This is a genomic window from Micromonospora echinospora (genome assembly GCF_900091495.1).
GTDB lineage: Bacteria > Actinomycetota > Actinomycetes > Mycobacteriales > Micromonosporaceae > Micromonospora > Micromonospora echinospora.
The window spans coordinates 1,109,947-1,127,769 of sequence record NZ_LT607413.1; the positions used below are offsets into that span (position 1 = coordinate 1,109,947).

Here is a 17,823-nt window from a genome sequence, read left to right on the forward strand (position 1 = left end):
GCCAGCCCGCTTCTACCGCACCCCGCGCACGCCCGAGCCCGAGCCCGAGCCCACGCAAGCGACGGATCCGCGCGGATCAGCCGTTGAGGACGGCGCGGCCGAGCGGCGTCAGCGTGTGCAGGACGGTGTTGCGGTCCCGGTGGCTGACCAGCAGGCCGGCGTTGCGCAGCACGGAGGTGTGCTGACTGACCGCGGCCGGTGAGATGTCCAGCCGGCGGGCCACCTCGCTGGTGGTCAGCCCGGCGTCGCTCGCCTCCAGCACCGCCGCCCGGGTCCGGCCGAGCAGCGCGGCGAGCGCCGTCCGGTCGTCGCGGCCGGCCGGACCGGCGGCCGGGACGAGCGCGCCGAGCCGGTCCACCGGGTAGACCAGCACCGGCGGCCGGGTCGGGTCGAGCAGGGCCACCGGGGTCCGGGCGCAGAAGAAGGAGGGCACCAGCAGCAGCCCACGCCCGTCGAGGTGCAGCTGCCGGCTGGCCGGGTAGTCGGGGACCTCCAGCACCCCGGACTCCCAGCGCATCGTCGGGCGCAGGCTCTCCAGCAGCCCCTCCGCGCCGCCGTCGAGCATGGCCCGGGCCCGACGGGTACGGTCCGCCTCCACCGCGGCCTGGATCCGACCCCAGTACGGGCACAGCGCCAACGACCGGTACCGCTGCAACGAGTCGGCGAGGTGGTGCAACGCCTCCGGCTCGCCCCGGGCCAGGGCGGCGGCCCGGGCGGGCAGCTCCCGTCCGCCCGCCAGTGTGGCCAGGTCCCGCCGGAGCAGTTCCGGTGACGTGGCCCGGACGGCGTCCAGCCCGGCCTCGAACCCGTCCACGCTCTGGTACGGGGTGAGGAAGTCGGGGAAGTAGCCCTTCGGCGGGTTCAGGGTGAGCAGCAGGCGCAGCCGGTCGACGTCCTGCTCCTGGCGCAGCCGCGCGGCGACGGCGCGTCGCCAGCCGTTGACCAGCGGGTCGGCCTGGCGCTGCTGCAACAGGTGCAGACTGAGAACCAGTTCCCACAACGGGTCCGCCGAGGGTGCCACCCGGGTGCGGAGGACGTCCTCGCGGGAGAAGTGGATTGTCAGCATCGGAGCGCTCCCGTGGGCGCGGGACAGCGCTTGCCACCCCGCGACCGTCTGCACTGTACCGGCCGTGATCTCGGCTTTTAAGTGTGAGCTGAAAGGCATCGACGTCCGGTCGCCGCTTCGGCATGCTGGTATCCGGCCGGGCGATGGCACGAGGGTCTGCGGCCGACCGCGTCCGCAGGACCGTCGCCCGGCCCTTCAGCGTGTGCGCCCTGCCCGGCATCTCCGACCGCCACCCGGCCGGACGGTCACTCCCGGCGATTCACCCACGCAGCCAGAGCGCCACCCGGTGGTCCTCGTCGGTGACGTAGAAGCACCGGCCGTCCGTCTCGGCGATCCCCTCCACGTGGTGGAACGGGGCGAGGTCGGCGACGAGTTCGCCGGGCACCAGGTGGGTCGGCTCCGCCGGCAGCCGGAACCGGACGTGTCGGGAGGTCACCTCGCCGCCGTGCGGGTGGTCGTCGAGCAGCACGGAACCCTTGCCGAGCGCGTCGATGGAGCCGATCACCGCCGTGTAGCCGCCGTCGTCGGTCGGGGCGACGGCCCGGAAGCCGGTGAGCACGCCGGGTGGGGTCACCCCGGTCAGCGCGTACGCCCGCACCGCCCGGGGCCAGGCCCGGGGCTCGGCGAACATCTCCGCCACCCCGGTCACCTCGACCAGGATCGGCTCGCCGTCGGTGGTGACCGGGAAGCGCAGCCCGAGCAGGACGGAGCCGGTCGGGGTGAAGGCCGCGCCCTCGACGTTGAGCGGCAGGTCCCCCTCGGCCAGCCGGCGCGTCCAGCGCTTCTCCCGCGACGTGCCCCGGGCCAGGGTCTCCACGATGAAGCGGGCGCGGACCTGCTCCCCCGGCGGCAGGGTGTCCAGGTCGGCGGCGGCGAGCGCGTCGTTGAGCACCCGGTGCAGGCGGAACGAGTTGCGGACCACCCGTACCGGCAACGGGCCGTCGGTCGCCGCGTCGTCCTCCCGGAACCGGGCGACGAAGGCCCGGCGGGGACGCAGCGGCCCGCCCTTGGAGCCGAAGTGCGAGCCGAAGACGTACACCCAGCCGTCGTGGTGGGCCAGGGCCTCACCGTCCTCGGTACGACCGTTCTCCACTCCGGCGTCGGCGCGTACGTGCTCGGCGGTCCACTCGCCGCCCTCCCGCTCCAGCAGCAGGGCCAGGCACTCCTCCACCGGCCCCTCGTCCAGCACGGTCCAGAAGCCCCGAAGCGCCCCGTACCGGCGCAGCAGCGCGGCGGAGCGGACCGGCAGCAGATCGCTCGCCTCGTTGCCGGCGACGACGAATTCCAGCAGCTCAAGTGTCACCCGGCCAGGGTAGAGACCGGGTGCTCGTAGAGTGTCGGGATGCCCGACGCCCCTGCCGACTCCACCGCCCCGCCCGCCGACGGGACGCCCTCCGTCGACGCCGTCCCGGCCGCAGCCGGGACGCAGCCCGTCGGCGCCGCCCCGGCTGGCGACGCCGCCCCGCCGGTCGACAGCACCGCTGCCCTGCACGCCGACGCCACCGCTGTCCTGACCCGCTGGGAGCCGACCAGCCCTGCCGCCGCCGAGGCCCGGGACCGTACGCTGGCGCTGCTCGCCGCCGGACCGGTGGCGGTGACCCGGGCGCACCGTCCCGGTCACGTCACCGCGAGCGTGCTGATCGTCGACGCCACCGGCGAGCGGTTGCTGTTCTGCCTGCACGGCAAGTTCCGGCAGTGGGTGCAGCTCGGCGGGCACTGCGAGCCGACCGACCGGACGCTGGCCGGTGCCGCCCTGCGCGAGGCGACCGAGGAGTCCGGGATCACCGGCCTGCGGATCGATCCCGTCCCGATCGACGTGGACATCCACCCGGTGCCCTGCCAGGGCGGCTCGTTCCACCACGACGTCCGGTTCGCGGTCGTCGCGCCGCCCGGGGCGGTGGAGCGGGTCAGCGACGAGTCCGAGGCGCTGGGCTGGTTCCCGCCGGACCGGTTGCCCACGCCCCGGCTCGGCGGGGTCGACCAGCTCCTCGAACCGGGGCTGGCCGCGCTCAGACGTGGCCTTCTTCGCCCCGCTCCTTGAGTTCGTCGACGAGCTTCTTGACGTCCTGGGCCCGGTCGCGGGGGCAGACCAGCACCGCGTCGTGGGTGTCCACCACGATCAGGTCCCGGACGCCGAGCGCGGCGACCAGCCGACCGGACTGGGCGACCACCACCATGTCGTCGGTGTCGTGCAGCAGCACGCCCGGTTTGGTCTCGCCGCCGAGCACCACGTTGCCGCGGCCGTCGGCCGGAAGCACCTCGCCGAGGGTGTGGAAGTCGCCGACGTCGTTCCAGCCGAAGTCACCGGGGACGGTGGCGACCCGTCCGGCCGTGGCCGCGCCCTCCATCACCGCGTAGTCGACGGAGATCTTCGGCAGGGTCGGCCAGACCGTGCCGAGCACGTCGTCCTGCTCGGGGGTGCCCCAGGCGGCGGCGATGGCCGTGATTCCGGCGTGCAGCGCCGGCTGCTGCCGGGCCAGCTCGGCGAGGAAGACGTCCACCCGCCAGACGAACATGCTCGCGTTCCACAGGTGCCGGCCGGAACGGAGGTACGCCTCGGCGACCGTGGCCTCCGGCTTCTCCTTGAACTCGGCGACCGGGCGCAGCGGCCCGCCGTCGACCGGGTCGCCGGTCTCCAGGTAGCCGTAGCCGGTCTCCGCCCGGGTGGGGGTGATCCCGACCGTCATGAGCAGGCCCCGCTCCGCGCCACGGACCGCCTCGCGGACGGTGTCCGCCCAACGGTCCGGCTGCCCGATCAGGTGGTCCGCCGCGAACGATCCCATCACCGCGTCCGGGTCGCGTTCCGCGATCACGGCGGCGGCGAGCGCGATGGCCGCGCACGAGTCCCGGGGCGAGGGCTCCACCAGGATGTTCTCCTCCGGCAGGCCGGTGAGCTGCCGGGCCACCGCCGCGACGTGCGCCGCTCCGGTGACCACGAGGGTCCGCTCCGGTGTGGTGAGCGGCGCGAGACGGTCCACGGTGGCCTGGAGCAGCGACCGGGTGGAGCCGGTCAGCGGGTGGAGGAACTTGGGATGCCCGGCACGGGACAGCGGCCACAACCTCGTGCCGCTTCCTCCCGCCGGGATGACGGCGTAGAGCATCAGCACATCATGCCCGAACCGGCACGGGACGGACGCCTGCCGCACCGACCCGGCCGCCGACCGGATCGATGCGGGCGGTCAGGCCCGGACCCGGCTCCACGCCGCGATGTGCACCTCGGCGCTGGACTCCCAGGTGAACTCCTTGGCCCGGTCGAAACCGGCCTTGGCCAGGGTCAGCCGGCGGGACTCGTCGTCGAGCAGGGCGGCCAGGTCGGTGGCGATCTGGTCCGGGTCCTCGCTGGTGTAGGCGACCGCGTCACCGCCCACCTCGGGCAGGGAGAGCCGGGGCGTGGTCAGCACCGGGGCGGCGCAGGCCATCGCCTCCAGGATCGGCAGGCCGAACCCCTCGCCGTACGAGGGATAGGCCGCGACCAACGCCCCGCCGAGGAACCCGGGCAGGTCGGCGTAGCGGAGGTAGCCGGGGCGGAGCAGGCGCAGATGCGCCGGGACGTCGGCCACCGCGCGGTCGATGTCGTCGTCGTGCCCCTGGCCACCGGCCACCACCAGCGCCGGCGGGTCGGTCCGGTCGGCCACCGCCCGGGCCCAGCCCCGGATCAGGTTGGGTACGTTCTTGCGCGGCTCCTTGGCCCCGAGGAAGGCGATGTAGGTGCTGGAGCCGAGGCCGAGCCGGGCGCGCACCCGGGCCTTCTCCTCGTCGCTCGGGGCGTGGAAGGCCGAGTGGTCGACACCGTGGTAGGCCACGTCGATCCGGGTCGGGTCGGCGTCGAGGAGGCGGATCAGCTCGTCGCGGGTCGCCTTGCTCGGCACGATCACCCGGCTGGCGCGACGCAGCGACGTCTTGATCGCGCTGCGGAAGAAGGTGCGCCGGGACTTGTCGTAGTGCTCCGGCTCGGTGAAGAACGTGGCGTCGTGCAGGGTCACCGTCACCGGGCAGCCGGCCCGGAGCGGGCAGGTGTAGAAGGGCGAGTGCAGCACCTGCGCGCCGACCTGCTGGGCCAGCAACGGCAGGCCGGTCTGCTCCCAGGCGAGCCGGGCCGGGCGGTGGGCCACGGCGGCCGGGGCGGGGATGACCTCGGCCCCCGGCAGCATCCGGGCGTAGCGTTCCTGGTCGGTGCGGAGGCTCACCACGACCAGGTCGACAGCCGAGCCGGTGACCTTGCCGAGGGCGCCGAGCAGGCCATCGACGTATCTACCGACGCCCCCACGATCGGCGGGGACACTCGTGGCGTCGATGAGCACGCGGGGCGGGCGACCGGCGGTCACGGGGCAACTCCTTTGTGGGGAACAACACTCGGTGCAAGCCTACGCCGCCCGCCGCCCCGTGCGGTGACTGCGACCCGACGGTCAGCCGGTCTCGAGTTGGCATCGAGGCCGGGCGGCGGGGGCGTATCCTTCGCCCGGTGGCCGACGACATTCCCCGGGTCTTCGCCGACGCGATCGCGGCCGACCCGACCCGCCCCCTGCTGACCTGGTACGACGACGCCACCGGTGAGCGCACCGAACTCTCCGGCGCGACGCTGGCGAACTGGGTGGCGAAGACCGCCAACCTGCTCGTCGACGACGTGGCCGCCGGCCCCGGCAGCATCGCCGGCGTGTTGCTCCCCCCGCACTGGCAGACCGCCGCCGTGCTGCTCGGCTGCTGGTCGGCCGGGCTGGCGGTGAGTGAGAAGCCGGGGCCGGTGGACGTGCTCTTCGCCGCCGCCGACCGGGTGCCCGAGGCGGACGCCTGGTCGGCCGGGGAGCGCTACGCGCTGGCGCTCGCCCCGTTCGCCCTGCCGCTGCGTGAGGTGCCGGCCGGCTTCGCCGACTACGTGGTCGAGGTCCGCGTCCACGGCGACCACTTCTCCCCGTACCCGGGGGGAGGTGCGGACCTGGTGGCCCGCGCGGCGGAACGCGCGGGCGAACTCGGCCTCGCCGCCGGTGACCGCGTGCTGGTCGACGCGGCCCGCCACCCGGACCCGCTGGACTGGCTGCTCGCCCCGCTGAGCGCGGGGGCGAGCGTCGTCCTCTGCGGCAACCTCGACCCGGCCCGCGTCGAGTCCCGCACGGCATCGGAGAAGGTCACCCGTTCGCTGACCTGACCGGCCGTCGCTTCGGCCGCCGTTTCGGCGATATCGCGGTGTCCGCCCGGCAGGACATCGCGATATCGGCGATGACGCGGTCTCGCTCCGGCGGGAGAGGCCTGCCGGAAGTTCCCGGTTCGCCCTGGTTCAGCAGGACAGGAGGATCGCTACGGTGTCGCGGCCACGCCGCAAGTAGCCTTCCGTCAGGCGACAGTTGGAGATCCGATGGACGACGCGAGCGACCCGAAGAAGAAGCACAGCGCCGAAACCTTCGCCGCCGAACTCAGGCGCAGGATCAGGGAGGGCGTCAAGGGCTACGAGGCCGGCGCGAAACTCCCCACGCTTCGCGAGTTCGCCGCCAGCGAAGAGGGCGTGGCACGCGGTGTGGCGGAGAAGGCCATCGACCGCCTGCGCGCGGAAGGACTGGTCGAGTCACGCCGGGGCTCCGGTAGCTATGTGCGGGCGGGCCGCATCCCTCGCACCTCGCCAGGTCGGTTGTCGCAGGAGCAGTGGGGGCGTGGGCTGTCGATCCAGGCACACGACACCGAGAACCCGCCACAGGTCGTAGATGTCACGGTGGGCGATGTCGTGCCGCCTCCACAGGTCGCCGACGCTCTCGGGGTACAGCCTGGCGAGGTGGTGTTGTCGAGGCGTCGCCGGTACGTGCGGGATCGCCGCTCGGTCCAGCTCGCCACCGCCTACCTCCCGACGGACCTGACCCGTGGCACGCGCGTCGAGCACACGGACACCGGACCCGGCGGCACGTTCGCCCGACTTGCCGAGCAGGGTTTCGGACCGACGAGGTTCGTGGAGCGGGTCATCGGCCGCGCACCCACGCCCGAGGAGATCGACGGGGTGGACGGTCAGGAAGGGCTGGGTCTACGCCGAGAAGGCAGCCTGGTCTTCGAGATCACGAGGTACACCTACGCGGGCGACCGCTGTGTCGAGGTGTCGGTGATGGTGCTCGACGCCGAGGCGTACGAGCTGGTGTACGTCTTGCCGGTCGAGAAGGGCGACGACCCGAAAAAGAAGTGACAGCGGACTGCTTGATTGTCTGCTGACAATCCATCATGGTTAGTCCTGTGATTACTGCCGCGCGCCCACAGCCCGACATCCACCGCCGAGCGCGCTCTGCGCTCCGCTTCCAGGTCGTACCCGACAACGACCACTCGCTCGACCTCGCAACTGCCACCGGTGACGCCCGCTCCCCGGAAGCCGGGGCGACCAACATCCCAGCGATCGACCTCGCCAGAAGGTGAGGGTGTCCGTGGTGCTCGCGATCTCGTTGATGGTGCTCGGTGGGCTGGTGCTGGGGTTCCTGATCGGACTACTCACGTTCGTGGTCAAGTCCAGGTGGTGTCCGCGCTGCGGGCACTCCACCGAGGATCTGCGACGGATGGTCCGGCGGTGACCGGCCGGAGCCGCCAGGACGGTCACCGGGAGCTGCCGATCGGACGGCGGATGGCGCAGTTGCGGGTACGCCGGGGCATGAGCCAACAGGTCCTCGCCGACCGCATCGGCCGGTCCAAGAGCTGGGTCGACAAGGTCGAACGCGGCGTGCGTACCCTCGACCGGCTCCCGATGATCGAGACGGTGGCCGCCGCCCTCGGCGTCGCCTCAGGTGTCCTGGTCGGCCGGAAGGTCCAACGGGCGCCGGTCACCGACGCCACGACCGCCGTCGAACGGGTCCGCGAGGCGCTGGCATGCTACGACATCCCCGGTGCCATCGGCCGCGACTGGCCGTCGTCAGTCGCCGAGCTTGACCACCAGATCGGGTACGCCTGCACGGCATACCGGCACGCCCACCACGTTCAGGTACTCCGGATGCTGCCCGGTCTCCTCGCCGCCACCCGCCACGCGGCAGCCCCCGAAGCAGCCACCGACGGCGTGCGGCCGGCCGCCGATCTGCTGGTACGGGTGTACCGGCTCACCGCCCAGGTGCTGGTCAAACTCGGCGAAGCACACCTCGCCTGGCTGGCCGCCGACCGGGCGATGGCCACCGCCGCCGGTGACCCCCGGCGTACCGCCCTCGCCGCCACGCCCCTGGTGCAGGCGCTGCGCGCGCTGAACCGGGGCCGGCTGGCGACGGCCGCCGCCACCACCGCCGTACACGCGCTCGACCCGGCACCGTCCTCCCCGCCGGACGATCTCGCCCTGGCTGGGATGCTGCTCACCGAGGCCGCCCTCGCCGCCGCCACCTACGCAGATGCCGCCACGGTCGACGACCTGATCGACCGCGCGGCCCACCTCGCTGCCGCCCACGCCGAACACCACCACGACGGCTTCGGGCTGATCGTGGTCGACCTCGCCCGCGCGCTGACCACCGCGCGCCTCGGCGACAGCCACCGCGCCATCGACCTCCACCAGCGCGCCACCAGCAGCGACGCTCGGCAGCGGCTTCCCGCCGAACACCGGGCCGCCCACCTGATCGACATCGCCCGAGTTCACCTCGACGCCGGCAACCACCACGCCGCCGGCCGCGCCCTGCTCATCGCCGACCACATCGCCCCCGCCGAAGTCCGACTCCGACCCGTCGCCCACGCCACGCTGACCGCCGTCCTCCGCGCCGGCCCCACCCCGGCCGACGTCACCCGCCTCGCCACCATCATCGGCCTGACCCGGACCTGACGGCATGCTTGCCGACGAGTTCGGCGATAACGCGGTGTGCATGCAGCGGGACACCGCGTTGTCGCCGAAACGGATCGGCAGTCCCTTCGGCCGTCTCAGCCGACCGTGGCGTCCTCGTCGCTCGCGCGGCGCTGGGCGAAGGCGGCGAACGCGGTCAGCGACTCCGGGTTCGCCAGCGCCCCCTTGGCGGCGGCGGAGTCCACCGGCGTACCGGTGAGGATCTTCTTCACCGGCACCTCCAGCTTCTTGGCCGACAGGGTGCGCGGCACCGCCCGGACCTGGTGGATCTCGTCGGGCACGTGCCGGGGGGAGAGCGCGGTCCGCAGCTCGCGGGCGATCTTCTTCCGGAGCGTGTCGTCCAGCTCCAGCCCTTCGCCGAGCACCACGAAGAGCAGCAGCTCGCCGGGGCCGCCGTCGGCGTCCTCCAGGTGCACCACCACCGAGTCGACGACCTCGTCCAGCCCCTCGACCACGGAGTAGAACTCGGCGGTGCCGAGCCGGACCCCGCCCCGGTTGAGGGTGGCGTCCGAGCGGCCGGTGATCACACAGCCGCCCCGGGAGTTGACGGTGATCCAGTCGCCGTGCCGCCACACGCCCGGGTAGAAGTCGAAGTACGCCTCCCGGTAGCGCCGGCCGTCCGGGTCGTTCCAGAATCCGACCGGCATGCTCGGCATCGGCGCGGTGATGACCAGCTCGCCCAGCTCGCCGACGACCGGGGTGCCGTCGGCCGACCGTGCCTCGACCTTCGTGCCGAGCGCCCGGCAGGCGATCTCCCCGGGATACACCGGCAGCAGCGGCACGCCGCCGACGAAGCCGGTGCAGACGTCCGTGCCGCCGGAGAGCGACTGGAGCTGGAGGGTCTCGCCGACGGCCTCGTACACCCAGGTGAAGCCCTCGGGCGGCAGTGGCGCGCCGGTGGAGCCGAGCCCGCGCAGCGCGGAGAGGTCGGCGACCTCCTTCGGCACCAGGCCGGCCTTGCGGCAGGCCAGCAGGAACGGCGGCGAGGTGCCGAGGTACGTCATGCCGGTCTCCTCGGCCAGCCGCCACACCGTGCCGAGATCCGGGTGGCCCGGGTTGCCGTCGAAGAGCACGATCGCCGAGCCGACCGCCGGACCGGAGACGAGGAAATTCCACATCATCCAGCCGGTGGTGGTGAACCAGAAGAACCGGTCGCCCGGACCGAGGTCGTGGTGCAGGGCGAGCATCTTGAGGTGCTCCAGCAGGATCCCGCCGTGGCCGTGCACGATCGGCTTGGGCAGGCCGGTGGTGCCGGAGGAGTAGAGCACGTAGAGCGGATGGTCGAACGGGACCGGGGTGAAGGTCAACGGCTCGTCGGTGGCGGCAGCCAACTCGGCCCAGCCGATCGCTCCCTCCGAAGGCGTGCCGGTCGGGTCGAGGTACGGGATCGCGACGGTGTGCCGCAGCGACGGCAGGGCGGCCCGGATGGCGGCCACCTCGCCCCGCCGGTCGACGGGCTTGTCGCCGTACCGGTAGCCGTCCACGGCGACCAGCACCGTCGGCTCGATCTGCTGCCAGCGGTCGGTGACGCTGCGGGTGCCGAACTCGGGGGCACAGGAGGAGAAGACCGCGCCGAGGCTGCTGGTGGCGAGCATCAACACGAACGTCTCGGGGATGTTCGGGGCGTACGCGGCCACCCGGTCGCCGGTGCCGACGCCGAGCCGGCGCAGCCCGGCGGCCACCCGGCGGACCTGCTCGCGCAGGTCGGCGGCGGTCAGCGTCTGCGGCGCGCGGGTCTGCCCGTGCGCGATCACCACCGGGTCGTCGTCGGCCAGGCCGGGCATCCGCAGCACGTGCTCGGCGTAGTTGAGGGTGGCGCCGGGGAACCAGCGTGCCCCCGGCATGGTGGCGTCGGCCAACACATCGGTGGCCGGAGTGTGGGCGATCACCTGGAAGTAGTCCCAGACCGAGCCCCAGAACGCCGACAGGTCGGTGACCGACCACTGCCACAGCTCGGCGTAGCCGGTGAACTCCAGCCCCCGGTGCGCCCGCAACCAGCGTAGGTAGTCGCCGATCCGGGACCGTTCGAGCACGTCCGCCGGTGGCGTCCAGAGCACGTCAGGCACGGTTCCATCCCTCCCCGCGACCCGTCACGACACTGTGCGTGGGCCGTGACGCCATCTTGCCCTACCTCAACCCCACCATTCTCCGCCGCCATTGCCTTGATCGATGTGTGCTCATCCCACACAAAGTTCAAGCAGGGGTCCCCTGTTACCGCTTTTTGCCGAACAAGGGGCCCCTGCAGGCACCTCAGCCGTGGCGGCCGGCGACACAGGGTGGGGTCAGGTGGCGCGGTGGGCCTGGATGGCGCGGCGGCGGGCCAGTCGGTGCGCCCGACGGATCTCCGCCTCCCGGAACCGGCGTTCGTCCTCCGGGTTCTCGGGCAGCACCGGACGGACCGGACGCGGCGCGCCACCCACGTCGACCGCGACGAAGACCAGGTAGGCGGTGGCGACGGGGACCGGCTCGTCCTCGGCCGAGTCCCACCGCTCGGCGACGACCCGGACGCCCACCTCCATCGAGCTGTGTCCGGTCCAGTTGACCTGGGCGTGGGCGTGCACCAGGTCACCCACCCGGACCGGTTCGGCGAAGACGATCTCGTCGATCGCGGCGGTGACCGCGGTGCCGCCGCTGTGTCGGGCCGCCGCCGCCCCGGCCACGTCGTCGACGAACTTCATCAGGACACCGCCGTGGACCGTGCCGTAGAGGTTGACGTCCACGGCGGTCATGATGCGGCTCAGGGTGACCCGGGAGTAGGAGGTCGGCTTGCCCGGGGGCGCGGCGGTGGGGTGCTCGGTCATGACGAAGACGGTACGGTGCGCGGATGCGACATCTCTGGAGCTTCCTCGCCGGTCTGGTGGTGGCACCGGTCACCTGGGTGCTGGTCGCCCTCGGTCAGGACGGGTCAGGCCGCACGATCGACCGCTGGGTGGAGTTGGGTACGTTCAACACGGCGAACCTGATCGAACCGGCGGTGTACCTCGGTGTCGCCGGCCTCCTGTTCGGGCTGGTCGGCATGCTGCGCGTCTCGCCGCTCGGGCCGCTCGTGGCCGGCCTGCTGCTGGTCACCCCGTACGTCGGCATGCTCGTCGCCCCGTTCGACGTGCGCGACCGGCTACCGGACAACTGGAAGGTGTTCGGCGACCCGCTGCCGCTGCTGCTGCCGGTGCGCAACGGCACTCTCTTCCTGATCGGCGTCGCACTGCTGCTGGCCGTGTTCAGCGGACAACGCTGGCGGCGCTGGCCGAGGCCCGCTCCCGCACCCGTCCCGGAGACCGGACCGGCGACGTCGGCGGAGGAGCCGCCCTTCGCGTTGACCGACTTCGACAGCCCGGCCCGGACGGACGACCGGGACACGCCCCCGCTCAGCCTCGGCTACCCGGACGAGCCGCCCACCGAGCCCCTGCCCCGGCGTACCGCTGGCGCCTCGCCCTGGTCCCAGCCACCACGGTCGGCCGAGCGGGACGACGCCGACTGAGGCAGACGCGACGGCCGGCGACGTCGAGCGGGGCCGACGACAGCGGAACCACGTCGACCGACACGGGAGAAGCGGCCCGACGACGTCGACCGGGGCCGGTGCGGCGACCGTCCCTGATGGACGGGCGGCGTAGCCGGCGGGCGTCGTCGGTGTCGGATCTCCGGCCGGGCGGGCAGTACCCCGACCGGCCGCCATTCACTACAGTCAGCCGCTATGCGAGTGCCATCCGTCATCGGTCGGCGCGCGGTGGCCGCCGCGGTGGCCTTCGCCCTGGTCGCCGTGGCGGTCACCGGTGTCTGGGCGTACCGGCGGCACCGGGCGGGCACGGTCGACGACGCGGCCGCCGTCTGGTGTCTGGCCGCCGACCGGCGTCCCGCCCTGGTCCAGGCCGCCCACGCGCTCGGCGTGGTCCGCCCGGAGTCGACCGCCGAACGGCTGGACTGGCCGGGCGGAAGCGGCGGCGCGGAGCGGTGGCGCGGCGAGCGTCCGGCGGACTTCGCCCGGACCTGTCGGGCGCTGCTCGGTGCGGAACAGCGGCCGTCGGGAGGCGGGTCGTCCCCGTGGTCCGGCTTCACCCCGGCGTTGCTGCTCGCCGTGGTCAGTGCCGCGCTGGCCGCCTGGTTCAGCCGGCGGTCGGCCGCCGCGGACGCCCGGCGGGTCGAGGCGGAGGCGTTACGCGCCGCCGCCCGCGCCTACCGGGCGGCGGTCGAGCGGCTGTTGCGCGAGTTGGAGCAGCGACGGCCCGGGATGGCGCCGGACGACGGCGAGGTGCAGGACCGGCGGCTGGAGTTGGCGACCCGGCTCCGGGCGGCGGCGACGGCGTACCGTCACTGGTCGCTGCCCCGCACGCTCGGTGAGACGCTGGACCGGGAGCCGCTCGGTGCGGGGATGACGGCGCGGTGGACCGCCCGGAGCCCGCAGGAGCGGCCCGGCTGGGTCGCCGAGACACGGGTGGCGCTGGGCCGGTTGGAGGCGGAGGTGGCGCAGGTGGCGGAGGCGATGCAGGAGCCACGGTTCCGGACGCGGACCCCGGCGGGCCGGCGATGACCGGGGTGATCAGCTCACGGCACGAGCCGACCGAGAAGGTGCCGACGAACCCGTTCGCGGTGCCGGGACTGATGCGGGACGTGGACCCGCTGAACCCGGTCCGCAACGACAGGCACCTCTCGCTCTACGTGCCGGTGGACAACACGGAGGCGGCCTTCGCGCGCTGCCGGGCGGAGTTCCACGATCCGTCGTACCTGGTCGACACCGGGCGGCTCGTGGTGGTGACCGGCGACCGGGGATGCGGCAAGACCGCCCTGATCAACCGTTGCGCGCACTGGCTGCGGGAGCAGCTGGCCACCGCCGGCCTGCGGGGCGAGGTCGTGGACGTGACCCGGCAGGCCCGGGAGAACGAGCCGATGGCCGAGCGGCGCGCCAAGGTGTGCAAGGCCCTGGTCGACACGGTGTTCCAGCGGCAGCTGTTCACCTCGGAACTGGCCCACCAGATGCGCGAGCAACCCGACGACGCGTACTTCAACCTGGCGAGCTGCCTTCCGACGGACCTGGTGCTGATCGTGCTGCTGCCCCGTTCGGCGGACCTGACCGAGGAGCTGGTCACCTACGCCACCGACGCCCGGGCGCGGATCGTGTTCTTCGGCGAGACGTCGTACCAACTGCCGGACGAGCGACGCCAGCGGCTCGACCAGGCCGGCCACGCCCCGCCCGTCTTCCTGGAGGTGGGTGGGCTGCGGGAACACGACGCGGCCCGCTTCGCCGAACAGCGGCTCGGCGCCGTGCCCGAGGGGGAACTGCCCCGGGTCGCCGCAAAGGCTCTTGACGACTACACGACGTTCCGTCGACATGTGTCCATCGGTGAGGTGCAGCGGCTACTCTACGGCATGTACGAGAAACTACGCGTACAAGCTGACCGACCGGATGAGGTGACCTACCAGCACATCAGTCAACACTTTCTAAGTATCGCCGTGAGTCTGCTGGAGAATCCGCGCTGATGGACGCCTTCGACCACCTGGACCTGAGCGGTGAGGTGAATCCTTATCCGTCGAGCGCCGTCGCCCAGATCGCGGACGCCGGATCGACCTCGGTCACCATCCCGACAGTCGCCGTCCGGCGGGCCGTCAACGCCATGGACTCCTACCTCTCCGCCGTCCGGGCCCGCCCGCAGACCCCGTCGGGACAGGTGCTGGCGATCGTCGGCGACTACGGCACCGGCAAGACCCACCTCGCGTCGTACCTGATCCGGCACGCCGCCGCCAGCCTCGGCGGCGCGGTGCAGTCGGTGCACCTGAACGCCCCGCCGGACACCTTCGCCTCGCTCTACCGGGCCTTCGCCGACAAGCTGGCCGAGCGGCGGGAGCTGGTCCACGAGCGGGTCCGCAGCCTGTACGCCGAGATCCTCGCCGACGAGTTGCGCGTCTCCTCGGCGACCGCGCCGGTGGCCGAGCAGCTGCGTGCCGGGACGATCGACCCGGTCGCGCTGGTGGAGATGTTCGGGCTGATGGAGAGCGCGTTCCTGCGGCAGTTGCGGGAACGGCTCCGGGAGGTCACCGACAACGTCGAGTTCAGCCAGGCGCTCACCCTGCTGTTGCGGGGAGGTTTCGAGGACGCGGTCTGGGAGTGGTTCAGCGGCGCGTCCCCCTCCGACGTCCTCCGCGAGCGGGGCATCACCGAGGCGATCACCAGCAGCGAGACCACCGCGCTCCAGGCGATGGGGGTCTTCGCCCTGCTGATCGGACACGGCGACCACCCGTTCGTGATGGTGATCGACGAGCTGGACCAGTTGCTCACCGCCGCCGGCCTGCGCGCCGACGAGGCGATCGACGCGTTCAAGGAGATGCTGCGGGTCTTCGCCGCCTCGAACACCTTCCTGATCCTGGCCGGGCTGCCCGACCTGCTCGGCTCCCTGCGGCGGGACGTGCGCGACCGGATCACCGAGCACATCACGATGTCCACGCTGACCGCCGCCGAGGTGCAGGACTACGTCCTGAACCGGCAGGGCGGCCGGCTGGAGCCGTTCACCGAGCAGACGGTCGCGCAGATCGTCGACCTGACCAGCGGGGTCCCCCGGCAGGTGATCTCGCTCTGCCACCGGCTCTGGCGGCGGGCCCACGACCAGCGGTCCCTGGTCACGCCCCCGATGGTCCGGCAGACCGCGCGGGAGATCTACGACGCCGGCAACGCGCAGAACGTCCGCGCCGAGATCCGTCAGGTCCTGGTCGGCGCGGGATACGACACGTACGTACCGGACCACTTCCTGGACAGCGGCGTGGACAGCCGGGTGGACTACTGGGTGCCGGTCGCCTCGAACGACGTGGGCTGCGCCATCCTGCTCTCCGAGCCGCTGCTCGACGACACCGACATCGCCGCGGTGGAACGCCGGTGCCGGTCGATCCGCGCGCACCGCGACTGCGAACTGCTGCTGGTCGCGCTGGAGCCGCCTCCGGCCCGGTACCGCCAACGGCTGCGGGAGGCGGTCGGCCGGGAGCCGTTGACCTACCATCCCCGCTCCTTCGTCGACCAGTTCGCTCTGGAGTTCAAGGCGATGGCGAGCCGGCTGGAGGAGCGGTACCCACAGGACGGTCCGCTCGCCGCGGTCGCCCCGCACCTGACCCGGCTCGACCGGCGGCAGTCGGCCACCCAGCACCTGCTGACCGTGTTGACCGGCTCGTTGGAGGAGCTTCGGGGGCGCAACGACCAGCAGCTCGCCGCGATCTACCGGGAGCTGCACGACATCCAGCGTGGGCTCTCCAGCACGGGTGGCGAACGTCGCGGGCACGTCGCCGTCGTCGCCACCCTGCCCGCGCCGGTGGTCAGCCTCTTCGACGCCGCCTTCTCCGCGGTCGACCTGCTCACCCCGGCCCGGGAACTGCTGCGCCGGGCCTTTCAGGAGGACGAGGGCGGGCGCGGGGCACGGCAGTCGGTGCGGGCCCGGATGCGGACCTCGGAGGTGCACGCCGCCACCGGGGTCACCGCCCTGCTGACCTCGCTGATCGAGGCATTCGGGCACGCCGTGGTCGAGTGGTATGGATCAATCGACCAGCCGCCGGGCAGCGGCCTGACCGCACGGCACCGGGAGCGGCTCGACACGATCTGTCGGGTCTTCGACGTCGTCTACGAGTACCTCCCCCTCTACCAGCTACGCAGCCTCCAGGGCATGGTCGGTTACACGGTGCCCGACCGACAGCAGCAGGAGGCGGAGGACCTCCTCGGCGACTTCAGTTCCCGGGTCCGGACGGAGCTGCTGGTCGCGCTCACCCCCGTCGAGGGCTGAGCGGAGGCCGGATCGGTGGCGCCGGCAGGTCGACCGCCGGCCCCGGTCGCCGGTACGCCTCGCGCAGCCCGTTGGTGAGGGCGTGCAGCACGTTGATGGTGAGGATGGCCGGGGCGACCACCGCCACCGTGCCGACGAACTGGCGCTCCAGCACCAGCGCGAGGATGATCGCGGTGATCCCGTTCTGCTGGCCGAGCAGCACGTCGACGCGGTCGGAACGGGGCAGCCGCCCGCCGATCACCAGGGCCACCACCACGTGCGCGCCGACCGCCGCGAGGCCCAGCACCACACCGGCCAGCGGGCTGATCCCACCGACCAGGACCAACCCCAGCGCGAAGCTGGCGGCCAGGAACGCCCCCTGGGTGAGTCGGTCCAGCACGGCCCCGAGGGGCGGCCGGTAGAACAGCCCGGCCACGGCGAGGGCCAGCATCAGGAACTGCCACACCGCGAAGGCGGCGAGTCCGGCCAGCACCACGATCTGGAGGGCGGTCACGAGCCGGCCGGAGCGTACCCACCGGCGCAGCCGTTCGGTGCCCCACCAGACGAGCGCGGCCACCGCTGCCAGGGCCAGGTTCTGCGCCAGGGAGAGCCCGAACGACTCGAACCCGGTGTGCGGGGGCGCGGGGGCCGCCGCCGGATCGGCGGGCACCAGCGGCCAGACCCAGGCGGCGGCGTACACGGTCAGCAGGACGGTGATCGGGTCGTCGAACGACGCCCACGCGGAGAGGATCGTCTTGGCCTGTGCGGACATCCGGGACGTGAGCCGCGCGGCGGCGAACGAGACGGGGTCGATCTGGGCGACCGCGACACCGAGCACGAGGTACGCCGGTTCCTGGAAGGCCAGGTACATCACCGCCGAGATCAGTGCGGCCTTGACCACCACGCCGCCGCTGACGGCGAGCACGACCAGGCGGGCGTTCCGGCGGGCGGCCCCCAGGTCGATGCCGTACGTGCTGGCGTAGAGGCCGACGGCGAGCAGCGTCCCGGCCAACGCGAGGTACGCGTCCGAGCGGTACGTCCCGACCCAGTCCCGGTTCTCGGCGAGCAGCCAGCCGAGCGCCGCCACCAGCACGAACGTGCCGGTACGCGTCAGCGACGGCAGGACCGCCTCGCGCAGCCCGGCCCGGTGTCCGGACCGGTCCGCGGTCGGACCGGATGGGCGCTGCCGACGCCGGAACCGGGCCCGGGCGGATCCCCGCGTTCCGCGGAGGGGCCCGGCCTGCCGCAGTGGCACC

Annotated in this window: 16 protein-coding genes; 9 read left to right on the top strand and 7 right to left on the bottom strand. The window is 72.9% G+C overall.

All coding sequences use genetic code 11. The features are described from left to right. Window positions 1-76 precede the first annotated feature (76 nt). Complete coding sequence (locus tag GA0070618_RS04950; protein WP_088980576.1) at window positions 77-1,066, bottom strand: ArsR/SmtB family transcription factor; 990 nt, start codon at window positions 1,064-1,066, stop codon at window positions 77-79. 259 nt (window positions 1,067-1,325) lie between these two features. Beyond that, entirely contained in the window at window positions 1,326-2,369 is a 1,044-nt protein-coding gene (locus tag GA0070618_RS04955; RefSeq protein WP_088980577.1) for a hypothetical protein, read from the bottom strand. A gap of 39 nt (window positions 2,370-2,408) precedes the next feature. Here GA0070618_RS04955 and GA0070618_RS04960 point away from each other — a divergent pair, with 39 nt between their 5' ends. Further along, on the top strand, window positions 2,409-3,107 hold the full coding sequence (locus GA0070618_RS04960) for an NUDIX hydrolase (RefSeq protein WP_088980578.1): 699 nt from the start codon (window positions 2,409-2,411) through the stop codon (window positions 3,105-3,107). Here the strand turns inward: GA0070618_RS04960 and GA0070618_RS04965 are convergent. Both GA0070618_RS04965 and GA0070618_RS04970 read right to left on the bottom strand, forming a co-directional pair. Further along, window positions 3,076-4,167, bottom strand: coding sequence for a mannose-1-phosphate guanylyltransferase (locus GA0070618_RS04965; protein WP_088985293.1), 1,092 nt, complete (start codon window positions 4,165-4,167; stop codon window positions 3,076-3,078). The genes GA0070618_RS04960 and GA0070618_RS04965 overlap by 32 nt on opposite strands. A 78-nt stretch (window positions 4,168-4,245) precedes the next feature. After that, window positions 4,246-5,391, bottom strand: a complete 1,146-nt coding sequence (locus tag GA0070618_RS04970; protein WP_088980579.1) for a glycosyltransferase family 4 protein — start codon at window positions 5,389-5,391, stop codon at window positions 4,246-4,248. Window positions 5,392-5,528: 137 nt separating this feature from the next. Between GA0070618_RS04970 and GA0070618_RS04975 the strand changes: the two genes are divergently transcribed. The 4 genes from GA0070618_RS04975 to GA0070618_RS04985 all read left to right on the top strand — a co-directional run bounded on the left by GA0070618_RS04975 (window position 5,529) and on the right by GA0070618_RS04985 (window position 8,819). After that, the gene (locus tag GA0070618_RS04975; RefSeq protein WP_088980580.1) at window positions 5,529-6,209 is read left to right on the top strand and encodes a TIGR03089 family protein; all 681 of its coding nucleotides are present in this window, start codon (window positions 5,529-5,531) and stop codon (window positions 6,207-6,209) included. Window positions 6,210-6,416: 207 nt separating this feature from the next. Then, window positions 6,417-7,226 carry a GntR family transcriptional regulator gene (locus GA0070618_RS04980; protein WP_088980581.1) on the top strand — a complete coding sequence of 270 codons (810 nt, stop codon included), beginning with the start codon at window positions 6,417-6,419 and terminating at the stop codon, window positions 7,224-7,226. A gap of 226 nt (window positions 7,227-7,452) precedes the next feature. Continuing rightward, window positions 7,453-7,602 carry a hypothetical protein gene (locus GA0070618_RS33910; protein WP_170107802.1) on the top strand — a complete coding sequence of 50 codons (150 nt, stop codon included), beginning with the start codon at window positions 7,453-7,455 and terminating at the stop codon, window positions 7,600-7,602. Continuing rightward, window positions 7,599-8,819 (top strand): helix-turn-helix domain-containing protein, encoded by a 1,221-nt coding sequence (locus GA0070618_RS04985; RefSeq protein WP_231931609.1) that lies wholly within the window; start codon window positions 7,599-7,601, stop codon window positions 8,817-8,819. Before GA0070618_RS33910 ends, GA0070618_RS04985 begins: the two co-directional genes overlap by 4 nt. 95 nt (window positions 8,820-8,914) lie before the next feature. Here GA0070618_RS04985 and GA0070618_RS04990 read toward each other — a convergent pair whose 3' ends face one another. Continuing rightward, window positions 8,915-10,903, bottom strand: coding sequence for an acetoacetate--CoA ligase (locus tag GA0070618_RS04990; RefSeq protein ID WP_088980582.1), 1,989 nt, complete (start codon window positions 10,901-10,903; stop codon window positions 8,915-8,917). Between the two features lie 216 nt (window positions 10,904-11,119). Beyond that, on the bottom strand, window positions 11,120-11,638 hold the full coding sequence (locus GA0070618_RS04995) for an acyl-CoA thioesterase (RefSeq protein WP_088980583.1): 519 nt from the start codon (window positions 11,636-11,638) through the stop codon (window positions 11,120-11,122). 23 nt (window positions 11,639-11,661) lie between these two features. Between GA0070618_RS04995 and GA0070618_RS05000 the strand changes: the two genes are divergently transcribed. The 4 genes from GA0070618_RS05000 (at window position 11,662) to GA0070618_RS05015 (ending at window position 16,588) form a co-directional block, all read left to right on the top strand. Further along, entirely contained in the window at window positions 11,662-12,315 is a 654-nt protein-coding gene (locus GA0070618_RS05000) for a hypothetical protein (protein ID WP_088980584.1), read from the top strand. 213 nt (window positions 12,316-12,528) lie between these two features. Next, entirely contained in the window at window positions 12,529-13,362 is an 834-nt protein-coding gene (locus tag GA0070618_RS05005) for a hypothetical protein (RefSeq protein WP_157748917.1), read from the top strand. Next, window positions 13,359-14,309 carry a hypothetical protein gene (locus GA0070618_RS05010; protein WP_088980586.1) on the top strand — a complete coding sequence of 317 codons (951 nt, stop codon included), beginning with the start codon at window positions 13,359-13,361 and terminating at the stop codon, window positions 14,307-14,309. Before GA0070618_RS05005 ends, GA0070618_RS05010 begins: the two co-directional genes overlap by 4 nt. Next, window positions 14,309-16,588 carry a BREX system ATP-binding domain-containing protein gene (locus GA0070618_RS05015; RefSeq protein ID WP_088980587.1) on the top strand — a complete coding sequence of 760 codons (2,280 nt, stop codon included), beginning with the start codon at window positions 14,309-14,311 and terminating at the stop codon, window positions 16,586-16,588. Before GA0070618_RS05010 ends, GA0070618_RS05015 begins: the two co-directional genes overlap by 1 nt. On the opposite strand, the gene GA0070618_RS05020 is transcribed toward GA0070618_RS05015, so the two are convergent. After that, window positions 16,569-17,822 (bottom strand): cation:proton antiporter, encoded by a 1,254-nt coding sequence (locus GA0070618_RS05020; protein WP_088980588.1) that lies wholly within the window; start codon window positions 17,820-17,822, stop codon window positions 16,569-16,571. The genes GA0070618_RS05015 and GA0070618_RS05020 overlap by 20 nt on opposite strands. Between the last annotated feature and the right edge of the window lies 1 nt (window position 17,823).

What these genes read in the sequence shown, in the direction of transcription:
- GA0070618_RS04965 (WP_088985293.1), bottom strand. Translation starts at nt 4,167, where the DNA reads ATGCTCTACGCCGTCATCCCGGCGGGAGGAAGCGGCACGAGGTTGTGG.
- GA0070618_RS05000 (WP_088980584.1), top strand. Translation starts at nt 11,662, where the DNA reads ATGCGACATCTCTGGAGCTTCCTCGCCGGTCTGGTGGTGGCACCGGTC.
- GA0070618_RS04980 (WP_088980581.1), top strand. Translation starts at nt 6,417, where the DNA reads ATGGACGACGCGAGCGACCCGAAGAAGAAGCACAGCGCCGAAACCTTC.
- GA0070618_RS05015 (WP_088980587.1), top strand. Translation starts at nt 14,309, where the DNA reads ATGGACGCCTTCGACCACCTGGACCTGAGCGGTGAGGTGAATCCTTAT.
- GA0070618_RS04950 (WP_088980576.1), bottom strand. Translation starts at nt 1,066, where the DNA reads ATGCTGACAATCCACTTCTCCCGCGAGGACGTCCTCCGCACCCGGGTG.
- GA0070618_RS05005 (WP_157748917.1), top strand. Translation starts at nt 12,529, where the DNA reads ATGCGAGTGCCATCCGTCATCGGTCGGCGCGCGGTGGCCGCCGCGGTG.
- GA0070618_RS05010 (WP_088980586.1), top strand. Translation starts at nt 13,359, where the DNA reads ATGACCGGGGTGATCAGCTCACGGCACGAGCCGACCGAGAAGGTGCCG.
- GA0070618_RS04960 (WP_088980578.1), top strand. Translation starts at nt 2,409, where the DNA reads ATGCCCGACGCCCCTGCCGACTCCACCGCCCCGCCCGCCGACGGGACG.
- GA0070618_RS04995 (WP_088980583.1), bottom strand. Translation starts at nt 11,638, where the DNA reads ATGACCGAGCACCCCACCGCCGCGCCCCCGGGCAAGCCGACCTCCTAC.